Source organism: Parashewanella spongiae, assembly GCF_004358345.1.
GTDB classification, from domain to species: Bacteria; Pseudomonadota; Gammaproteobacteria; order Enterobacterales; family Shewanellaceae; genus Parashewanella; species Parashewanella spongiae.
On record NZ_CP037952.1, the window covers coordinates 193562 to 215488 of the forward strand.

Here is a 21927-nt window from a genome sequence, read left to right on the forward strand (position 1 = left end):
CTGTTCAAGGCGTAAGCAGTAAAGCTTAGTCATCTAAGTAAACGGGTTACAACACAGAACAGTGAACGCTCAAAAGCATCTAAGACAGCGTAAATTGGTCATTTCTACTGCGTTATCGCTTGCTTATTTGGAATACCAAACCGCACAAGCTCTGTCTTGTATAAAACGACCAATTTATCGCTGCAAAAATAACCATGAAAGATAAACAGCCCCTAATAGCGTGAACGATATTAGAAGGTGTATTTCAGCTTCACGTTTAACGAACGAGGTGCATTCGGTTGAACGGTCACCCAGTTTGCTCCTGCTTCAGCGCGGTTCTTATCTAAGGCATTATTCAATGTCATTGAAATATCCCAATGATTAATTTTGTAAAATGCGCCTAAGTCCATTTCAACAAAGCTTGGCAGAATGTAGTCTCCGTCAAAACGCTCGGACTCATATCTTAGTCCCAAGCCGAAGGATAAGGAGTCATCAACCGTGATATTATTCCACAGCGAAGCAGAATGCTTAGGTGCATTGTCTACTTGCTGACCGATATCATCGCCCACGGTATTGTACGCTCGGTTAAATGAATAGCTAAAGTCAGTATTGAAATGATCATTAACGTGATAGGTCAAATCTAATTCAACGCCTTTAGATTCGAAACTTTTACCTAAAAGTTGCTCTAAGAAATAACCATTTTCAGTGCGTAGGAACTGTGTGCTGTTTTCACGCTCTTGTTGGTAAAATGTCAGAGACGTGGCTAAATCACCACGGAGTGCATCGGCTTTCATACCAAACTCGTAGTTTACGCCTTCAACAGCCACATAGTCAGTTTTTCCTTGACCATATTGAGCAATGTAACGTGCACTGACGGGTTCGTATGCTCGACTCACAGTAGCAAACACGTTGGTGTCACTGTTCAAAGCTTGAACTATCCCGAAATCCCACAATACGTCATCATATGTTTTACTGTAAACCTTGCCATTGCGTGACTCTTGCTGTTCTTGCTTGATGTAAGCCAGTCCAGCCACTACCGTTGTTTTGTCAGTTAACTTGATACGATCTTTAAAATAGATGTTGGTGTCTTGTTGGTTCTTAGGAGCAAATTCAACTGCTAAAATTGACGCTGGTACTTCGCCTACAATTTGATTGTTTGGGTTTGAAGCTGAAATCCAATTTTTTCCTACCGCCTCATCACTGTTTTGGAAGTTTCGCTCAAATTTAATATCAAGGTCGCGATAGTTATAGCCGAAAAGCACATGATGCTCCATGCCCATCAAATCTGTGATACCTTGAAGATTCACGTCCAGTAAACGATAGCTGTCGTCACCTTGAGTGAAAACCCATTTGCGGTTTACGATGTCTTTACCAATCTCATTATTTAACGCACTACTGTCTGAAATGTATAAATCTAGCGCTTCTGATTGAGTAGTGTTATAGCGATATTGTGACACGAGACTCCAATCTTCATTAAAGTCATGATTCAGTATCAAACTAAAGCTCTTGGATAGATTTTCGCCCTCATCTTTATCACTGCCATAATACTCTCCACGATTAATAGGCTTGCCGTAATGAGTAAATGCACCTTTGGCGAAGTTTTCAGTAAATACGCCATCAGAGTAACTGCTACCACCAGTCATATCACGTTTCGAGTACTCAAATCGTGGCATCAGTGAAGTGCTATCGCTTAAATTTGCGGTGAAGGCTAAATCAATAAGAGTCTCATCAACTTTACGGCCTTGCTGGAAATGCTCACCAGAGGGAGTGTATTGTGCGAGCAGACGGTATAAGTAAGTCGCGTCAGTATCAATTGCTCCGGTTGTATCGACATCAAAGCTGGTCTTGTTGCTTTTGAAATATCCAGTGTCGTCAGAAAGGTAACTGCGATTTTTTATGGCCACACTAGTCGCAGAGATTTCTTGGGGCTTTTTAGTAATGATGTTGACAATACCGCCGCCAATCCCCGCTCCGTAGAGTAAGGCTTCAGGCCCACGCATGAAAGCAACACTTTCGGCGTTAAATGTTGATGGAGATTTTGATCCAGTGCCACCTTCTCCGCCTTGTAAAGACCGTAAGCCATCGACCATCACAGTATCAATACTGGTTCGAATCCCGCGAGCGGTGTAAGTGCGGTCCGCAGGACCATTGCCGCGAAAACCTGCCACATAGTTAAAGGCTTGTTTCACGTCCTCAATAGCGCGCTTATCAAGCTCTAAGGCGTCCAACACAGTGATTGAACGACCGACATCTTTTAAAGCAACATCCATTTTTGTGGCTGTTTGATCTTTCATTTTCAGTTTATTAGGACGGTGACCTGTGACTTCAATATGCTCAATGTCATCTTTGGTGGGTTTCTGTTGGTGCGCATCTTCAGCGAGTGCTGGCGTTGCGGCAACAAGGGATGAAATAAGTGCTGTATGTAACAAATTTTGTTGTACCAATTTGTTCGATTTCCTTGTCATCATCGTCTTCTCTTCGTAAATAATATGAGTAAATGTTTATGAAACAGTGATGCGTGCTGAAGAATGTTATTCACGTATCAAAAAATCTTAGTACGAATGATAATAATTATCATAAGTAATATCAACAAGAGGCTGTTAAAATAATAACAATATTTATCTAAAATGGATTTCAACCCTAAAATAGATGGCATTATGAGCGAAAATGCATATGTTCATCCTGCATTGTTGTTTGATAGAGTTATTGCCTAGGTAAAGTGTGATGGGTAATGTTTTTCTATGTTCTGGGAAGAGTGACTTCAGCTCATATTCTTCGTCTTGTAAAAAGAAAGCGTGAATTAATAGTAGTCCTCATACAGCCGAGATTGAGTACACACGTATTGTAAAAATATCGATTGATCAATAAGCTGGCTTTTATTCGACAATAATAGAGCCAAGGAAACTGAATGGCACATGGCGTAATTACTGATAATTGGTCACTGCAAGATATTTCAGATCTGTTGCTCAATGGTATGGACGAAACGGTTGTAAAAGAAATCGTGGTTGATGATCGTCAACACTATTATTGTGATCGACTGCAAGCTTGCATTCAAACAGAAGCCTTGTTCGATTTCATGACAGATGTGGTGTTGAGAGACGAAATCATTGTTGACCAATCATTTGAGCATTCCTGGTTCTCGGCACAAAGTCCACTCATAAAAGAAAAAAAAGAGAATAGGCTTAAGTGAAAGAGTATAGCCTTTTGAAAAAAAACAGAAAGAACATCGTGCATTGCTTCTCTTACAGAAGCTTTTCGTAAAACCCATATGAAAAATAAGGCAACTAATGTCGCCATAGCTAGCTCTCTGTTATTGAATGTTTCGAGCATAAATCTTCCATGATGTTATAACTCAAGTTTCGGAGTTCATTTTTAGCTAAAATCATGGGTACTTTCCAGTAGAAATAGCCTCTTGGCGTAATGTAAAAGTATCCATTTGCATAACTTGATTAAAAAACGAGGTCACTTCTTCGTTGATTTTATTCAGTATGATTTCGCTTTCTGTTGTTGATAACGAAGAAATACTAGAAACTGCATCGCTGATCAAAGCCTTAAATAAGCCCCATAATTTACAAGCAAAATCTAAATTTTGTAGACTGTCGCAAAGTAGGTTCCATGAGTCACAGACTTTGCTGTTTTCATCATTTTGCTTCGCATGCAGAAGCAAGCAAAACCTCAACCCTGTTAGATGAATTGAAGCAATATAAGCACTGTAATGACGACTTTGCTCACTCAAAAAGCCAAGATGTTGTTTGGCTTCCTTGAAGTACACTTCAATTTCCCAACGCAAAGCGTAAATCTCAAGAACCATTTTCAGTTTGAATGTGAGAACTGAAAAACCTATGTGTGTAACCATGCGTGTAACTTAAAAACAAAAATGGGTTACACATTGCTGTATAACCCATTTAACTACAAAGTGTTATAACTTTGTTTTTAGTTCATGCCGTATTATCCAATCTTATGTTTCTGGTTGTTTTTAATGATTCTGGTTTTGCTAGTTAAATCTTTTGTAATCATATTGTTATAAATTATTTTGGTTTTGTTTGTATTCATTCGTTTTGAGTCTTATCATGTTCTAGGGGTACATGTGGGGGTCATGAAATACGTTTCATGTCCCCTTTTGATGAGGTGACATGGGAAAGTTATTCGACAAACATTTAAAAGCAGTACTTAATAAAAACCATCCAAAGCAGTTCACATTGACCGATGGAAATGGTTTAGGGGCAAGAGTTTCATCTACGGGAAAAGTACGTTGGCAATATCGTTATAAAATCGAAGGCAAAAGCCATCGTGTCGACTTAGGTGATTATCCCGAAATATCCCTACTCAAAGCCCGTGAGCAAGGTATGCAATGTCGTACGTGGTTTGAAGAGGGCTTTGACCCAAAGGTGAAACGCTCACTTGAACGGAATAAAACATTAAAACCCGTAACGGTAAAAGATGCTCTTGAATATTGGCTGGTGGAATTTGCTGAAGAAAACAGAGCAAATGCTTCTAAGCACAGAGCACAATTTGCAAAGCACTTATATCAATATATAGGTGAGTTGCCATTAGACCAGACTGAAATGAGGCATTGGCTTGAATGTTTTGACCGAATCAAAAAAGGGATTAAGGAAAAACAAAAAGCGGCTCCTGTTGCAGCAGGCTATGTACTTCAAAATGCCAAGCAGGCACTCAGGTTTTGTCGTATTCGTCATTATGCCACCAGCAGGGTATTAGATGACTTAACCATTACGGATGTTGGTAGTAAGCAAAATAAAAAAGATAGAGTACTTAATCAGCAAGAGCTTATAGACATTTGGTGTCATGCGAACTCTAAAAAGCCATCGCTTTATTTTCAGAGGTTATTGAAATTACTGATTGTATTTGGTGCTAGAACTCAAGAAGTTAGATTATCAACTTGGGATGAATGGGATTTTAATGAGGGGGTATGGACGGTTCCTAATTTTAACAGTAAAACACAACAAAAAATCATCAGACCAATACCTAAGCAATTGATAAGTTGGTTAATAGAGTTAAAGGGTAATTCAAAAGATTCTGATTTTATCCTTGAAGAATTTAGAAGCCCAGAATCGGTAAGTGGCTCAGGAGGGAAAGTTTGGAATCGCCTCGATCACAAAGAACCTTGGAAACTGCATGACTTAAGAAGAACACTTGCAACAGGCATGAATGATCTTGGCGTTGCACCGCATGTCGTTGAACAGCTTCTGGGTCATAGCCTTGGCGGTGTCATGGCCATTTATAACCGAAGCCAGTATTTATCTGAAAAAAAGGCGGCGCTCGAAATGTGGTTTGATCATCTAGAGTTATTAAGAAATAAACCTGAGAATGTGCATGTTTTATCAAGAGTTGTGTAGGGTTTTAGATAAGTTAGAAGTTGATAATGTGACTTTGTAATAGAAAAGGTCACATTATCAGTTGGCTAATTTTTTTGAGAGAAAAGAGCTGCTATATTAATTGTTAACAAGTTAGATAATCATTGCACCCGGTACATACCCACCAGCTTTAGCGACATTGGATTTTATCTCGCTCATAAAGTCTTCAGGCATGTGCAACCATTTTCGGACTTTTTCTAGTTCTACTAAAAAATTGGTTCTATCAATATTTTTTACAATGACATTGCGGTTTGTTAGTTCGTAGTGATCTGAAGAGAACTCAATCAATAGGTGATATTCCAATTGCCCGTTTAAATAAAGAGACAAATTTGCATCACCCCATGAATCAGGGTGGCTGTAGATTTCAGGTTCCGATAAGTGATCAGTGAGCTTGAAATCTATTACAGATGTGCAAGGTAAAGTTTCAAGTGTTTCAAGAAGGTATTCGTTAGAATACAGATTGTCATAATTGATTAACCTCAAACTGCTATTTAAGACAACATCACCGATAAGTACAATTTCGTATTCTATAGGGGATAAAGGGTTGGCCTCTTTCATTCCTAATTGATATTGTGGATACAGCTCTTTTAGTGCTAACAAACGAATCAAAAGTTGTATGGGGGTTGCTCCCGAAAATGAGTCTTGTGAACGGTTATATAAGCTGTATTGTTTAAATATATCTGTTGGAAACTTAGGTTGTTCGCTGCTAAAACAACTTCTTTCACTTGAACGGAATTTTTTATATTTTTTGAACCATTTTGAAAGAGAGGGATCTTCACATAGCGTATTAATTGCTAAAACAATGGAATCTTGCTTATCACCATACTTGAAGTGTTCAAAATGACTCAAAAATAGCTCAAGATAATCTTTTCTTGAAAACAGCTCCGTTAATCGCTTTGAAAGTCTCTGTTTACTGGTACTTTCAAAAGAACTCAACAGTTCATCAATTGAACTACAAAGCTCTGCTTTTACATATTTACCTTGTTTTCTTCTAGGGTAACCAAATTTATCGACTAACTCTTGCAGCTGCGATGAAGTAAACTGATGTTTACCTTCTTTAGCTTCGCTGATTCTTGTTGGTTCTAGCTCAAAGTCTATGGCAAGTTGTTTTTGATTTTTTCCCTGTTCTTTATAGGCTGCGATAGCGTGTTGAATGATAAGCCGGGTTTCCTTTCTATTTATACTACTCATTGGTTAGCTCAATCTAGTGATCATCGAAGAGAGCATAAATTATCAACTTGAAAAAGTAATTACTGATTTTGTGTAATTATGATGTAATTATTACATTACCTGTTGTGGTGGAGCTCTAAGAGGAAAAGCGCAGTGAGTATTTTTAGTAAATCAGCTACTCATATCAAAGCTCACAAGTTGAGCATTGTTTAGCGGTGGCGAAACTAGAAATGTAGATTTTGAGCGATTTATTTTTAATGAAAGCAATCCGGATATTAAAAAGTACAGAGAGATTGCATATTTTTTAGAATATGAAATTGTTGATGGAAACTTGAATTGGCATGATTATTCGTTGATTTTCCCTGTAGAGGATTTGTATCAAGAGGAAATCTAGATATGATTCAGCGAAGTTAAAGCTTACCAAGTTTTCACTAAAACATAGCAAATCCCCTTCTTGTGAGCTCTAAAAGTTTATTTGCTGGTTTAATAAACTACGTTATAAACTCTAGTTGCACAGTCATAGCAATACATTGAGTTGTACATGAAATCCATGTGTATTTTTTCTTCACAATGACCACATTGCTTAATTGGTTTTATCTCGTCAACGAGTAGCTCTACTTCGTGTTCAACTTCTTTTCTTGTGAGGTGTATCGGGAGAGTTTTAATGACCTCATATACTTTTTTTGGTTGATGAGGATGAGGCCACTCCGTTCTACTTAGGTAAACATGAATCTGTTCACAGTCTCGCTCGGCTCTTATGCCATCATGGTAAATGCCGTTTATTCTGTTAACGAAGCAAAAAGAAAAAGGTTGTTTTACCATATTATTACAAGCGTTATATGTGCAACATGATTCATTCTGAGCTTTGAAGTCAGCATCAATGAGCTGGTGGCACTTTTGGCAGATAAAGAAAGCGGGTGAGTTGTGGAGTACACGACATAAAGCTTTTATTGAATGTATTGCTCGGCTTGGGTTTACGTTGAGTTTTTCATAGATAAGTTTTTTATGGGTTCCATTATGTGAACGAATTGTCGCTGTGATCCTGAAGTCAGCCTCTAATTCAATATGATAAATGTTTTCTTTATCTACTTCCGATGCAAGGTATCTGAATGCATTTATATGACTTTCAATGTGTTTAGCCAATGAATTAAATGGATCTGTAAAAGTTTTAAGTTCTCTGATACGAGTATAGAAATAGCGTTCTCGTACATGTTCAAAAAACTGGTCAATAAATTTTTGGTGGCCTGTTATAAAAACTGAACGCTGCATTAATAATGACTGAACGGTTGGTAACGTGTCCATGTGTATTAAAATCCTTTTATCTTAGTTCGTTTTTAGCCAAGCTTATTTAAAAATTGTTTGTGGTCTTCATCATTTAAATCGAAAGGGCAGATATTTAGAGTTAGATTGTCTTTGAAAGTGAATTCCTGAAGTTCTTCATCAAAACGTTTATGCTTCGGATAAATCAAAAAGAGCTTACCTGTACCGTCAAGGTATTTTTCACCATAAGCGTGCATTTGATACATATCTGATTGAGATAAATCATACTTATGCTTAGCTGTATTTTTTGAACTATTTAGTAACTTCCACTTGGTATCTAAAACTGCACGTATCTTTTTACCTTCATAAATGACCATATCAGGTTTGAGCTTGAACCAGTCTTCACCATTGTGGCGCAATAAGGATTTTGATTGTGCTTGTTCTTTTAGCTTCAAGTTTTTCGGTAAATATTTAGCTAATTCAAGTGCTACATATTTCTCAAAAAGCACTTCCATAGGGAATAGAAAAGATAAACCGCTGCTCTTTCCTGACATAGCAATTGGTGATTGATAACTTAAAATCAATTCACACCAAGGTTTAAGTGGAGAGTAATGTGATAAAGACCGTTCAGATGACCACTTTCTGAAATCATTCGTGTGATTCTTTGATTTAGGAATTTCAGAAAAAACAAATAGCAGCTCTCTTGCGAGCTTTTGATTAAATGTGGATTGTGACCAGTTCAACACCTGAGCTAGTGCAGAGTGAACTAATCGATTCTCAGCTCTATCTGCAGTAAATATATCATGCTCAATATGAAAGAAATGTTGCTTTCCTGGTCTTTGAAGAAGTTGTTTATGAGTTAACAATCGCCCTTTTAAAAAACGAGTTTCACTATGTGTGCGTTGATATTGACTGCGAATACCTCTTTTAACTAAATGAGCGACGTTTTCTAAAAATTGACCTATGAGAGTTTCAAATAGAGGTCTTCTTAATATCTCAAGTTGTGTTTGTTCAAATTGATAGAGCTTAATTTTATGTACAGCGCTGAGCATTTTAAGAAGCGTTTTTCGTGACTGAATAATGTCATTTATGTCATCTGATACAGATGTCTTTGGTAAAACTTCGATTCGGGTACCACATGGAGTTTCCAAAACACCCACAAAGTTAAGCACTTTAATTGCAAGCTGCTTTTTATATTGGGTGACACGAATAAGGTTTCGTTCGGTGGCATCGTTACTTTGACTATTCAGTAACAGCCACTCAAATGCTGTATTTGGAATGGAGTGGAGATCAATATTCTTGTATTTATCTCCAACCACCAGCAGAGCATATTCTCGAACGATAATATTACTCTGTTGTTTCTGCATTTGGATTATAAATCCCTATATAGGCTTGAGGTTGACTTAACGCTTTGTTGTTGCGTTCAAAGCGTTGAATACCATGTTTATCAAGTTCGTCACCTAACAATAATTCGATTTCTTCTTCAGAGAATTTTTCGTTGATGAATCTTAAATCTGATTTATTAGGTTTTAAATGATCACCTAATACTTGACTGACTCGCTCCCAATCTTCAAAGAAATACTCTTCAAGCAATGGAATAATTTCAAGTTCAAATATTTCAGCAAGCTTTTCAATTGTCGATTCAGTTTTTAAAGGAAGTAAAAAACTGTGCCCGATAGTGTGTTCTCGGTCATACAAAAGTTCGATTCTTTTATTGATGGTTTCGAGCATCTTTGAAATATTAATTTCATCAACTTTAATATCTTTTAAAACAGTGTAATCAGGCATCATCTCAATAAATTTAAAACGACGACGTAGAGCGATGTCGAGCTGTGCTAACGATTTATCAGCCGTATTCATTGTGCCAATGATGTATAAGTTTGATGGCACTGAAAATGGCTCTTTAGAGTAGGGCAACTTAACAGTTAATGACTCTTTGCCACCAGCACGTTTACTTGGTTCAATTAGGGTGATGAGCTCACCAAAAATATTCGCAATGTTGCCACGGTTAATTTCGTCGATGATTAATACACGCTTCTCACTATTAGAAGTAACTTCGTTAGCAATACCATAATTAATAATCCCTTCAACAAGTGGTGCAAGGACGTTGGGGTAACCATTAATAAGGTATTTTTCTAATGGAATATGAACTCTGTCAAAGACCTTCTTGTCAGCAATATCTTTAATGGTAATTATTTTTTGACGAACTAGATTCAAAAGTTCATGAACAATTGAGCGTGAGATAGGCAAATGTGAACCATTAGGCTTTATTATCATTATTTCTTCATCTGTAATTGCTTGAACTTTATAACCTTTGAATTGGTAACCGGGTTCAACAATTACTTTTTTTGTAGCAAGCTCATTACCTTTTAGTAAATGTTGAAGTTTGTCTAAATTGATTGTTGGCGTTCTTAATCGATATAAAGTCATTTGAGAGATACTTCTATCAAATAACTCTTCAGCAGGAAGCGAGTATTCATAAACTCGATGCCAAATGACTCTGCGCTTTTGAGCATAGTGCCCATTTTCTATTGCGTAAGGATCATACTCATAGTCACTGGTAACTTCTGCAATTGCTCTAAATTTTTGGTTGCCATCTGAAATAACAATTAAATCACCAATATTCATTTCGGACTTGAAGTGAAATACAGAGGTTACTCCATAGTCAGTGCTTTCTTTATCTTCTCTGATGTTTACGTTTTCAGAACGATACTTATTGATGACATCTTTTCTGGTGTTACAGGAAGTAAAGTCGATATTTTTACCATAACCAAGTAAGACATAATTGTTCTCAATACACTGATGATAGATTCCTCCCTCATCCCCAAGAGTATTTCCAAGAGACATTTTCCAGATTTTTTTACCAGCAATATCAACACGTTTTTGAGATAATGATAATTGAGGCTTGGCTTTTGCCGCATTGCACATGCGCTTAAAAATACCGTCTTCTATCTGGTATGTAAGTTGTCCAAGGTTGTCACTGTTAGCTCTTAAGCCTTCAATGAAATCTTCATAACTAAAACTTTGATGGAATGTGACAAAGCCAATACGGTTAGCTTTTAATTGTTTATCAAATTGATTTTTTAGCGCTTCTCGATCATGTTTATGTTGCTCGTAAAACTCAGGCTCTATAATCTTTAATGCATGATTAATGGTACTGTAGGTTTTACCAGTACCCGGTGAGCCATAAAGGATAGCGTTCAACGTTGAGCAATTATCATCATTTATTTGAGTTTCTAGTTGCGATTCTTCATCTTCAATAATAACCGCTTCCTGTTCATCTTCAGTTGAATTAGCAGACCAGATTTGGCGGCCATATGTAATGATGTCGGTATCGCCACGGTTTTGCATTAATTCTCTGTATAATTTAGAGCGTGGGGCTTTGGTCATGCCAGTAGCACTTTCGAGCATTTGTTTTTGGTAAATGCCAACAATTACAGGGTTATCTCTGTCTTGGTTTAAAAATGCAAACTTCCACTTTAAAGTATCAGAGATCCCCAAACTTTCGATTTGCTCTAATTCACCAGTTTTAATGAATGTATAAACATCGAGTAGTTGCTTTTTTATTGATTCAAATGCTTCCTGCTCAGTAGCACCAAATTTCTTATTCCAAGAATACACCTCTCCGTGTTGAATATGTGCTCTTCCACCTTTTGGATTTTTGCTTCGTTTATAAATACCGAATTTAGATGAATCACCACCTCGAATAGAGCCAAGAATTTTCGTTTTATGCTCTAACCAATAGGCTAATGTGTCTTCATTTGAAACATTAACATATTCCTCTAGAGTAAGATGTTGAATTGCTTCGATAGGCCATCTCTTAAGAAAAGCATCCCATGCATCGACTCGTTGTTGATCTGTGTAGCTCACTATAATTCCTTCTATTTATTCAGATAACTTTGATGTTAATGAATAATTAATGATTTATTTTTTAATTATTTTTCTATATTTTTCAATTAAATACTTTGATTTAGATAAGTGAAAGTCATAATTTTTGTCATGACATCTTGAATTAGTGTCGACAGGCGCACATAATTAGCGCATCTCATCTACCATCCTAACGGTGTTAGCGTAGAAGGAGTTACGGCTCCGTTCTCGTAAGAGGACGCAGCCAGCCAACTTTTTAATCTTTCTAAGTATTTCTTTTCCAGCGCTTTAATAACTTTCTAATTTGATTGTCATATTCAATATAAAATGCAGTCCAAGGCAGAATGTAGCCGTTACGTTTATTGAGTACGACAAGATAATTTTCATCTTCAAGTAAGATATGAATTCTTTCATCACTTCCATTTTTCTCTGTCCAAATTTTTATTCCTGGATGATCGTCATGCTCGATAATTGGTTTAGGCCAGCGTATACGTTCGCAGCGTCTTATATCTGTTGTGCGCTCTTCTTCAACTTTGCCTTTACTGATCATATGCCAGAAGGTAGCCGATTTACCATCGTATTCAGGATGTCTTTTTAACCCCAACCTTTGACCTTGAAATACAGGTTTGTTACTAACAAAATCATGACAAAAAGCGGCGTAAACCGCATTAAAAAAAACATCCCAATTGCCGTAAAAGTCTTCCATAAGGATGAGTTCTGGAAGCCAATCTAACTCCATATCATCCATACATAGAATCCCATACCAATAGGTTAAACTTGTTCTCTCTAGCTAGAGTGGTTTGCTTTAGACTGTAGCAACTGCGCTCTTTAATTCGGTTGATTAATGCGACCTTGGCATTATTTGAGTTCAAATCACGGTGCAAATAAGCCAGTGCACCAATTAACAAGTCGGCAAGCTGTAATTGCTCTGCTTCATGGGAGTGGATGCGCTTTACATCTTTGATGATACGCTGTGAAAAATCATAAGTGGTGTTGCATAGCACTTTATGTAAACGGGTGATTTTTTCATGCCCAAGTGTATCTTTAATATCAATGTAAATGCGGTATTGGCTCTGAGGCTCTAAGATAGCCTTGAGCATGGTGAAATACATTTTGTAATACCAATCATCATGATCTTGATTAAACCTTCCATGATCTAGTTTGGTTTTATCTGCCACCAGCCCTCTAAAATGTAAATCGTCATCATCAAAAAAGAAGTCGAGTAAATCCATATAAAAGCCAAGTTTCGAAGAACTTACCTTTGTCCATTTCACTTCAAAGGTTGCGGGTAAATTATGCTTTACCTTGATTTCTCGAATACGTTTGGCAATTTCTAAACGTTTATCCAACGGACACCAGATAGCGCCTAATACCATCACTTTTTGACCATCATTTTCTAAATGGCATGATTCATCACAGTAGACGTTATATTCCATGTTTAATACCTTATGTTAATCACCAACACCATACGAATGCTTTTCAAGTGTGATTTGCTCCTCGATCCGTTTTATTTCTTCTTCTATTCTTTGCTCTAGGTATTCTTTGTATTTGTAAGCAAACTTCACGACACTTGAATTTGTATCATTAAGCCACTCTTGTATGTTTTCTAATTTATTTTGATAAGCATCAACGAAGCCATAATTCCCCCGAGTGACTCCTGTACTGGTTAATGCTCTGAGTATCATTGCGAATCGTTCATCATTGTGGCTATCAAATTTGCTGTTAATCAATAAGTCACGAATTAAAGGCAAAATTGCAGAATTTCCTTCGTAGCAAGAAGCTATATCTAGAATTAGTTTAAAATCTCCCTTATCAAGTGGATTTAAGTTATCAAAAATTACCTTATTGAGTTTTGACTCATAAGGTGAAAAGCACTTTTTAAATAAGCTAATTACACCAGTTTTCTTTAGACCAGAGAATGAATCTTGATGCCGCTTAATAAACTGGATTAACTTTTTTGGATCTTGAGACAAGGGTTTGTTAATCATGCTTAAACTATGGGGAATGGTCTCATAGTAATTTTCAGATGGAGATTTAAGTCTCAGCTCTTTCAATGCAAGTCGTTGTTCAAAAAAGTAAAGTATGTCAGTAATATTGTCTTGAACAACCTGAGTCAAGATAGATTCAATTTGGTAATTCAGGGTATCAACTAGAGCCAAGTTTTCGATGACAAGTTTTTGGTTGGCTTCTGTTAGTAACTTAAGTGGGGTCTCTTTAGTATCATCAGACCAAAAGTGATAAGTCCAAGTGCAGTTTTGCTTATTGTTAAGGTAAGTAAAGGCTTTTTGGAACAGTTGGCAAACTTCTTCGTTGGATAAAGATAATGCAGACTTACCAAACAATCGAAGAAAGCGATTTAAGCCATTTATTTCATTTTGCAATATTAGCTTATCTAGCAATACATCAAGAAGATCGAACTTTGGATTATTGACTAATGAAATAGTTGAGGCAATTTCACTGAGGTAGAGTGATTGCCCTATCCATTCCTTGAGTTGCTGAATAAAACTAGTATTTATAGTTGAAGCCCATATACCTTTGAAGATAGGCACAGCAATTTGCTTTAGTCTGTCTCTCTTTTTAAGTTCATTGAGTACTTGGCTAGGGTACTTTTTGGTGACAATTTCGGTAAATCTATATAGTTCAGGAAAGGTGGCTAAATCATTAGAGTCAGTTTGAAGATAGCTTTCTATTCGATCTATCCATTTACACAAGTTTTCTTCATTTATGTTTGAAATGTGTTTGTCTATTCTTGTATGTCGAATATTTCTATGATTTTTAACTACCTCTCGGTAGTTTTCACCTTTTTCCCAATCGCCAAAGATGCCTTCGAAGCCAACAAGATCGCGATAAATCTGGTATTCATCACACCTATCAATTGCAGCTTTTACAGTAAGAGCTGATTCTTTAACTGCATCGTTACTAGCATGGTAGAAAATCCAATAAGCATCATGTTCAAGTTTTTGGATCAGTTCCATTGATTCACTTGAAATTTGTTTTGCCCAAAACTCTAAAACTTCAATTGTATTTTCTTCGATGAATTGCTTTATTTCTTCAGAGAGAGGGTGACGATTCCATGTTCTGCAAGCCTTATGCATTGCTTGAACAAGTTCTTTTTTTTGTTGGGTATTATTAGTAAGTTGAAATATCTGAAATAGAGTAGAGATTGTATTTTTACGAAGTGATTTTAACTCTGTTGTATTAGGAATAGGCATAGCTTGCATGACTACATGCTGGTACTCCCACCTATGTCCTTCAATATCTGTCGCTAAAAAGTTTGAGAGAGATTCAATAATCAAAGGGAATAAATTAATTTTTTCTCTTTCGTTAAGTTGACGAATAAAGGCCAATAATTTGATTTGAGGCTCAAGGCCAATTGTTTCAAATGCATACAAGTTAAACTCTGCTATCTCCTTTATTACATGCTGAATCTTATTATGCTGTGCTTTATCTGCTTTCCAGAAGCTAAACAGTATGGGTACTACTCTATCTTGTTCTATATAACGCAATCTTCCAAGTAGTTGAATTATGGCACTACATAGAGACTCTTTATTACGGTATTTACTGAAATGTTCAGTATTCTGTTCAAGTTCAATGGAAGAAGAGTGCAGACGTTCCCAACAACTGACAAGATCCATAATAGCATCAGTTGCTACATGACTAATAAACTTATCTAGAAGTTCAAGAGCAGAAGAGAGTGATTCATAGCTGATGGAAGAAGCTAAGATTGTTTGTACACCTTTGTATTGTGATTTTAAAAAAACACTAGCTTTAGGGTCATCATGAGGTTTTGCAGCAAAGTATTCGATTGTTTTTAATTTTAGATTATCCATTCTCATACTCTCCTAAAAACATAATAATATCGTCTTCTACTAATTTAGCTGCTTCTTGTGTTAACTCATTTCTGGAAGAAAGTAAGAAATGATTTGTACTTTTCAGTAGTTGCTGGTTAATAAGATACTCAATACGGTTATTGACATCACTGCGTTCAAATCTTTTAAAGCCTGTAGCATACTCAATACAATCTTCTTTTTTGACATTATCAAAAAATGAAACAAAACCTAATATCTGTTCATCCACTGGTATGATTTTTTCGTTTGCTGTTACCAAAGTCTGTCTTACTAAGTTTGTAGTATCACTAGGAGTATTTTGAATATCAGAGCCTAGGGATCTGCTATCTAAACTATGATGTTCTTTAACCTTTTTTACTAAGAATTCTAATTGATTTAAAAGGTCAGAGTGGTCTTTGGGATTTTCAGAGTCACCTGTGTAGTTTATTAAATTTACACCACAGTGCTCTCGATAAAACTGAACTTCATCTGTACAGTTCTTCATAAAAGCCCATATGTTAAGGCTGTTAGTTCCAAGTACTTCAGTTAAGTACTCTTGGATGTAGTTAAGGTCAGGATCGTTTAATCCAGCTCCTATAAAAACAAAAGTTTTAGTCTGAAGTAGACACTTCAGGGCTTCGAAGTCGATTTTATTACTATGTGTTGCACGATTGTAGTGTTCATAATTCAGAATTATTGATTCAGGACACGTGATGCAGCCATGATATTTATAAATGAAGTTTCTTAATCTGCCATGTTTAATGTCATTTAGAACATCAATATTACTCCGATGAACGACTTGAATATGTGAATTGAACGTTTGTTCAAGTAAAAGATCATAATTTGGAGTGATTAGTGCTCTAGTAGGTAGCTTACTGATTAATTGATGTATTTTTTGAGGAGCTGCAGACTTGAAGATGGAGCATTTTTTGTAGTTAGTAAAAAAGTCAGGAAGTGATTTATTGGTTTTATTTAGTTCATCAGTAAGTGCTGTTGCAGCTTTTATCAGATCTCCTTTTCCAATGAACGAAGAAGCCGTTTTGACATTACCACCAGAAGTAGATGTATAGTCAGTTAGCCACTCTACTAATTCTTTCCATGAAGGCAAGTTTGCTTGAGCGGAAACACCTGAACCAATAAATAACACAGTATCTTGGTCGAATATCTCAGCTAGTTTGTTTAGGTTATCTTGATCAGAGTTCATTTTTAAAATTTTCACTTTCACTCATTTTAATACCAGCCAACTTTAGTCCATTAAGTAGTTGGCAATGATACTATTAAATTCACAATTTGTGATCAGTTCTAATACATAGATATTGTGATCTGCAAGAAAGTTAATCCCGTTTTCCATTTTTCAGAAATTGCATGTTATCTGTTAGAAGAATTTGCAGTCACTTGGGTTACGTTTGATTTTATTCGTGCAGAGTTGTTTGATAGTTAAAAAAGAAAGTGATCAAAACAGGTTTTTTTGATCATTTTCTTACACGAAACTTCTGATCACTTTTTAGTGTCTGAAAGCTTACTTGCTTGATATGTTTTTACATTTTTAGGAGTAAGTTGTTTACTGTAGTTTTTGGCTAGATAGCTGATACGATAGATAGCTAAATTTAGCTGCTCGGTATCATTTCTTTTTAGTAGGTAGCTAGGGTTTTCTGGCATCCAAAAGTCGATATCTGGTTGCATATATTCTGCTTTTTCTAATAGCTTCCAAGCCCCACCAGCTTTAGCCTTATGACCGTTTAATAAAAGATAACAATGATAATGTGCTTTGTCTGAAAACTCTGTTTGTTCACGAACCCAGAAAAACCATGCTGTTGATTTATATTTTTGGTTGGCAAATTTAAGAATGTTTTTTCGGAGTAAACTGATAGTTTTATTCTGTGGTGTTTCTGAATAACAACGTATATCAAATCTTACTAATTGTATTTTTGAGTATTTCTCTAATGCACTCAAAGTTTGAGTGATCATGCAATTCATTATGCTTTTGTTTATCCCTTCTTCAAAACTTTGAATGGGAAATAAAACTTCATGATAAGGAAAGTGATCAATATACATTAACGGTAAATATTATTAAAAACCTGTACCAACATAAGCGTGGGATCTTTGATTGAACCTTGAGCACTGCATGCTTGGAGCAATCTGCTGTATTGGTTTTACTGATTAAACAATGAGTTTATGGACTGCTAGATTTCACAATGATAAAAGAAGCTTTATCTTGTCGTAATTTGTCGCACCATAAGCCAAAAAATTAGGTGGTCGAAACCACCTATTAATCGGATGCTTGCTTGAGCCATTTATTATAAACACTGACTGGCCAACCCAAAGTCCTATTATTGGCGCCAACTTTAGGCTTTGGAAATTGTTTTCGTTTTACTCTTCGGTTGAGTGTGCTGCGGTGAATGCCAAGCAGCACTGTCATTTCAGTTATTCGAATTAACCTTTCAGGCTGCTGTTTTTTAAGCATTGATGCAATAATAGCACTTTGTTTCATTGTCATAGTTCCTCAATGCTACCTTGTTCAGCAACTTTGCTAACCCACTTTTGAAGTTCTGATAATCTCCAACCTACAGAGCGGCTTCCAAGTTTTATTCGTTTAGGAAAACGGTTTTGCCTTTCAAGTTGAAAAGCCTGAGAACGACTGATTGAAGTAATCTTTTGTCGTTCGGCTTCTCTTACTATGCGGTCATTTCTTAAATAAGTAGACATGAATACTCCTAGTTGTTGTCCTCATTTAACTTGAGTTCATCATGCCTGTGCTTGTTCAAAAAAGCGGGGTAGAAATGAAAGTCGATTTTTACCCCAAAATATTTTTTAGCCGTGAACTCATTAAATATCTTTCTTTTCTAATGTTTGATAACAACTTTGCAAGAAAGGATTCATCATTTAGGACTTGATTCAGAAAAGGTATAAAAGTTTTTTTGATAAATTCGTCATTTTTCTGATCTTTAAAAAGTAATTTATTTAAGATCGGCTGGGTGTAGTAAGTTGAAATTTTAGTAGAGTCTGAAATGAAACACTGTTGGCAGTGAATTATCAGATCTAACAGAGGGATGACTTTGTAGTTTAATAACTTTTTGAATGTTTGTTCACTCGCTTTCGTCGCTTTACTTTTTGTTGGCTCAGGTATCGATAATTGCTGACGCATCTTATCTAAAATATGCTCCATACTTCCTAGAATTGTCTTATTGTCAGCCGTGGCAAGATCAACGGCTAAAATGACTCTATTTTCATTGCGTAAAATAGGAAGGTGATAGAGATAATCTTCTAATAAGGATTCATCTTTATTTAGCAGGTTAATCTCTTCATTTATGACAGCTATATCAACATGGTTAAGAATAGTAACGGCAGGGTAATCAGTTTTTGTGCTACTGGGCTGTGAAAGCGTGACATACCTTTTTTCTTTTATAAAAGCCCACTCTTTATCGTCAATCATTTTTTTTCCAGCTAAAATAGGCAGATGTAGCCAAAGAAGCCTTCTTTCGAGTTCGTTAATAAACTGCTCACCAGTTAACTCTTCTAAACAATCATAGTTATTTATCGAAAACCAATTAGGCCAATGTGGGTGCTTGTCGTTACTAATTTTTTTCATTTATTCTTTTTACAGATGAGTTAAGGAATGTGCTCGGGGTACATTGTAGGGTCATAAAAACAAAAAAAGACCAGTGTTTGACCACTAGTCTTTTTATTTTTCAATAAGTTAACTTATTGTTTTTAGTTCATGCCGTATTTTTTTAATTTTTTACGTAACGTGCCACGGTTGATGCCAAGCATGTTAGCTGCGCGAGTTTGGTTACCGCGAGTGTGTTGCATGATGATGTCTAGTAGAGGTGCTTCAACTTCACTAAGAACCATTTCGTAAACTTCAGTGGCGTCCTGACCGTCTAACTGTGAGAAGAAGTTGGATACAGCGCGTTTCACTGCGTCACGTAATAATTGTGGCTTAATGGTGCCATTTGCCGTTTCAATTTTGCCAACGGTTAACTGGTGAACTTCTGTATTAGTTGTCTGATCAAACATTCGTATTCTGCTCTTAATTAATTCTGTACTAAATCATCAAAATAGCATTCCACCATGGAATACTGTTCTGTAGTGGTTTCCAGCCGATTAAACTCAGCCCTAAACTGACGTTGCGATTCTTGGTTCAAGTACCAACCCATGTGCTTTCTGGCAAACCTAATTCCTTTATATTCACCATACAAAGCATGCAATTTGGTTAGATGCTCCAACATTATGCGACGTTTATCAGCTTGACTAACTGGAGTTAGGTTTTCACCTGTCTCCAAGTAGTGTTGGATTTCGTTAAAAATCCATGGCCGTCCTTGGGCGCCTCGTCCTATCATTAATGCATCGGCTTCGGTTTTTTCCAGTACAAAGCGCGCTTTCTCTGGAGTAGTAATGTCACCGTTTGCAATAATCGGGATCGAAACAGCCTGTTTTATTGCCCTGATTGTGTCGTATTCGGCGTCGCCTTTATACATGCATTGACGTGTTCTACCGTGAACGGCGAGTGCAGCAATACCACAACTTTCTGCAATCTGAGCGATTTGAACACCATTTTTGTGTTCAGGATCCCACCCAGTTCGAATTTTTAACGTGACCGGTACTTCAACAGCCGTTGTTACTGCTGCCAAAATGCGCTCGACAAGTTCTGGATCTTGCATGAGCGCTGAACCGGCGAGTTTTTTATTCACCTTCTTAGCTGGGCAACCCATATTAATGTCAATGATGTGAGCGCCTTGTTCAATATTGAACTGAGCCGCGTCTGCCATTAACTTTGGATCGGCACCTGCTATTTGCACTGATCGAATGCCTTCTTCGCCTGAGTGCATCATTCTATGCTTGCTCTTTTCAGAATCCCAAACCAAAGGATTCGAAGACAGCATTTCAGAAACCGCTAAAGCGGCGCCATGACGCAAACACAGATTTCGAAAAGCCTGATCGGTGACACCAGCCATTGGCGCCACGATCAGCTGATTTTTCAGTTGATAGGGTCCAATTTGCATGCGCTTTCTTCACCTTGTGCGTTAAAGGGGCGCTATATTAGCCCTTTTTAGCGGTCTTGAAAAGGTCAATAAATGACCTGGGAGCAACTTTTTTACTTGACATTTTGTAGCTGTGATCTGCCGAACAACACAGGGGATACACGGCATTTACAATTTGTTCCCATTATTGCAATCTTTTGGGCGGTTTAATATTGAGCTGTGTCGCTATTTTCGAATGCCTGTTAAGCGTGTCCAGTCTTCTTTATAAGTTGGTTGATCCATTTCAAACCATTGACCATAGTGCTCAAGCAGTGCTTCGGCTTGCTCATGCAGTAAACCAGAGAGTGCCAGTTTGCCGCCGGACTTCACTTGTTCTGCAATTAATGGGGCGAGTTCACGCAATGGGCCTGCTAGAATATTCGCGACCAGCACGTCGGCTTTCAGATCTTTTGGTGCTTGCTCGGGCAAGTAAAGTTTTAGTTTATCGCTGCATTGGTTACGCTCAGCATTGGCTTTTGAAGCTTCAATAGCTTGGTAATCAATATCGATGCCTGACACAGATTGCGCGCCCAGTTTAAGTGCTGCAACCGCAAGAATGCCTGAACCACAGCCAAAGTCGATAACGTCAGATGTGGAAAGATCTAGACCATCAAGCCATTCAAGACATAAAGCTGTGGTGGGGTGGGTGCCAGTACCAAAGGCTAAACCGGGGTCTAAAATGACATTAATGGCTTTTGGATCAGGAATATCGCGCCAGCTTGGGCAGATCCATAACCGCTCGCCAAATTTAATGGGGTGGAAATTATCCATCCATTCGCGAACCCAGTCTTTGTCTTCAATTTGTTCAACCTTATATTGAACATCTTTACCGAGTGCGGGGAAGGCTTTGAGTATTTCAATCACAGGATTCAAATCCATATCGGCTTCGAATAGTGCAATGATGATGGTTTCATTCCATAAAGGAGTTTCACCCAGCTTAGGTTCAAAAATAGGTTGATCTTGACCGTCTTCTAATGTGATTGAAAGCGCACCTTCTTCCATCAGAAGATCACCGATTTCGTCAGCATGTTGGCTGTCCGAATTGATGCGCAGTTGAATCCAAGGCATGAGTCGATCCTTTATTGAGTACATTTTGGGGCGCTATTGTATACGCACCAGTCAGTTATTTACACCAAAATACGATGGACTAAATGAAACCTGATTCATAAAAGGAGTGGCGGTTGACGCTGCCAAGTTGAGTATAAGGAGTGTCTTCTGTTCTGTTATGAATGTTCAGCACTCACCTGATGGGTGAATTCGGGTTGTTTGATTTTGTATTTAATTTCAATAAATTAAAGTTATATTGTGCATTCAACCGATTTATTTAGGATCAAGTATCACGGGTATTAGGACGGGTTGGTTTGGTGTCGACGTGTTCTATATTGATGTTGATCACATTATGATTATTCAGTCGAAGTAGGCATTGAA

20 protein-coding genes are annotated in these 21927 nt (G+C 37.1%); 3 read left to right on the plus strand and 17 right to left on the minus strand.

The genetic code is table 11. From position 1 onward, the window contains the following. Nucleotides 1–230 precede the first annotated feature (230 nt). Nucleotides 231–2447, minus strand: coding sequence for a TonB-dependent siderophore receptor (locus E2I05_RS00780; RefSeq protein ID WP_121854270.1), 2217 nt, complete (start codon nt 2445–2447; stop codon nt 231–233). Nucleotides 2448–2887: 440 nt separating this feature from the next. Here E2I05_RS00780 and E2I05_RS00785 point away from each other — a divergent pair, with 440 nt between their 5' ends. After that, the gene (locus tag E2I05_RS00785) at nt 2888–3169 is read left to right on the plus strand and encodes a hypothetical protein (protein WP_121854269.1); all 282 of its coding nucleotides are present in this window, start codon (nt 2888–2890) and stop codon (nt 3167–3169) included. A 192-nt stretch (nt 3170–3361) separates the two neighbouring features. Here the strand turns inward: E2I05_RS00785 and E2I05_RS00790 are convergent, their stop codons facing one another. Beyond that, nucleotides 3362–3835, minus strand: a complete 474-nt coding sequence (locus tag E2I05_RS00790; RefSeq protein ID WP_133309415.1) for a hypothetical protein — start codon at nt 3833–3835, stop codon at nt 3362–3364. A 277-nt stretch (nt 3836–4112) separates the two neighbouring features. On the opposite strand from E2I05_RS00790, the gene E2I05_RS00795 reads away from it, so the two are divergent. After that, on the plus strand, nt 4113–5336 hold the full coding sequence (locus E2I05_RS00795; RefSeq protein WP_121854009.1) for a tyrosine-type recombinase/integrase: 1224 nt from the start codon (nt 4113–4115) through the stop codon (nt 5334–5336). A 111-nt stretch (nt 5337–5447) separates the two neighbouring features. On the opposite strand, the gene E2I05_RS00800 is transcribed toward E2I05_RS00795, so the two are convergent. Next, nucleotides 5448–6545, minus strand: a complete 1098-nt coding sequence (locus E2I05_RS00800) for a hypothetical protein (RefSeq protein ID WP_121854010.1) — start codon at nt 6543–6545, stop codon at nt 5448–5450. 184 nt (nt 6546–6729) lie between these two features. Between E2I05_RS00800 and E2I05_RS00805 the strand changes: the two genes are divergently transcribed. Continuing rightward, nucleotides 6730–6918 (plus strand): DUF2442 domain-containing protein, encoded by a 189-nt coding sequence (locus E2I05_RS00805; protein ID WP_121854011.1) that lies wholly within the window; start codon nt 6730–6732, stop codon nt 6916–6918. Nucleotides 6919–7007: 89 nt separating this feature from the next. On the opposite strand, the gene E2I05_RS00810 is transcribed toward E2I05_RS00805, so the two are convergent. The 14 genes from E2I05_RS00810 to prmA all read right to left on the minus strand — a co-directional run bounded on the left by E2I05_RS00810 (nt 7008) and on the right by prmA (nt 21567). Further along, nucleotides 7008–7826, minus strand: coding sequence for a hypothetical protein (locus E2I05_RS00810; protein ID WP_121854012.1), 819 nt, complete (start codon nt 7824–7826; stop codon nt 7008–7010). Between the two features lie 32 nt (nt 7827–7858). Further along, nucleotides 7859–9151 (minus strand): McrC family protein, encoded by a 1293-nt coding sequence (locus E2I05_RS00815; RefSeq protein ID WP_121854013.1) that lies wholly within the window; start codon nt 9149–9151, stop codon nt 7859–7861. Continuing rightward, a complete protein-coding gene (locus E2I05_RS00820) occupies nt 9132–11654 on the minus strand; it encodes an AAA family ATPase (protein ID WP_243641094.1) in 2523 nt (840 codons plus the stop codon). Before E2I05_RS00820 ends, E2I05_RS00815 begins: the two co-directional genes overlap by 20 nt. A 262-nt stretch (nt 11655–11916) precedes the next feature. Beyond that, nucleotides 11917–12399, minus strand: a complete 483-nt coding sequence (locus tag E2I05_RS00825; RefSeq protein WP_207805296.1) for a hypothetical protein — start codon at nt 12397–12399, stop codon at nt 11917–11919. Further along, nucleotides 12392–13087 carry a DUF3800 domain-containing protein gene (locus tag E2I05_RS00830; RefSeq protein WP_121854014.1) on the minus strand — a complete coding sequence of 232 codons (696 nt, stop codon included), beginning with the start codon at nt 13085–13087 and terminating at the stop codon, nt 12392–12394. The genes E2I05_RS00825 and E2I05_RS00830 overlap by 8 nt, the downstream gene beginning before the upstream one ends. A 15-nt stretch (nt 13088–13102) precedes the next feature. Next, nucleotides 13103–15481 carry a hypothetical protein gene (locus E2I05_RS00835; RefSeq protein WP_121854015.1) on the minus strand — a complete coding sequence of 793 codons (2379 nt, stop codon included), beginning with the start codon at nt 15479–15481 and terminating at the stop codon, nt 13103–13105. Next, a complete protein-coding gene (locus E2I05_RS00840; RefSeq protein WP_121854016.1) occupies nt 15474–16697 on the minus strand; it encodes an SIR2 family protein in 1224 nt (407 codons plus the stop codon). Before E2I05_RS00840 ends, E2I05_RS00835 begins: the two co-directional genes overlap by 8 nt. A 278-nt stretch (nt 16698–16975) precedes the next feature. Beyond that, entirely contained in the window at nt 16976–17446 is a 471-nt protein-coding gene (locus tag E2I05_RS00845; protein ID WP_170179604.1) for a YagK/YfjJ domain-containing protein, read from the minus strand. A 301-nt stretch (nt 17447–17747) separates the two neighbouring features. Beyond that, nucleotides 17748–17975, minus strand: a complete 228-nt coding sequence (locus E2I05_RS00850) for a helix-turn-helix transcriptional regulator (protein WP_121854018.1) — start codon at nt 17973–17975, stop codon at nt 17748–17750. Further along, on the minus strand, nt 17972–18184 hold the full coding sequence (locus E2I05_RS00855; RefSeq protein WP_121854019.1) for an AlpA family phage regulatory protein: 213 nt from the start codon (nt 18182–18184) through the stop codon (nt 17972–17974). The genes E2I05_RS00850 and E2I05_RS00855 overlap by 4 nt, the downstream gene beginning before the upstream one ends. A gap of 88 nt (nt 18185–18272) precedes the next feature. Next, nucleotides 18273–19067, minus strand: a complete 795-nt coding sequence (locus E2I05_RS00860) for a DUF6387 family protein (protein ID WP_121854020.1) — start codon at nt 19065–19067, stop codon at nt 18273–18275. Nucleotides 19068–19189: 122 nt separating this feature from the next. After that, the gene (fis, locus tag E2I05_RS00865) at nt 19190–19495 is read right to left on the minus strand and encodes a DNA-binding transcriptional regulator Fis (protein WP_121854021.1); all 306 of its coding nucleotides are present in this window, start codon (nt 19493–19495) and stop codon (nt 19190–19192) included. Between the two features lie 17 nt (nt 19496–19512). After that, the gene (dusB, locus tag E2I05_RS00870; protein WP_121854022.1) at nt 19513–20481 is read right to left on the minus strand and encodes a tRNA dihydrouridine synthase DusB; all 969 of its coding nucleotides are present in this window, start codon (nt 20479–20481) and stop codon (nt 19513–19515) included. A gap of 204 nt (nt 20482–20685) precedes the next feature. Beyond that, complete coding sequence (gene prmA, locus E2I05_RS00875; RefSeq protein ID WP_121854023.1) at nt 20686–21567, minus strand: 50S ribosomal protein L11 methyltransferase; 882 nt, start codon at nt 21565–21567, stop codon at nt 20686–20688. Nucleotides 21568–21927: the final 360 nt, after the last annotated feature.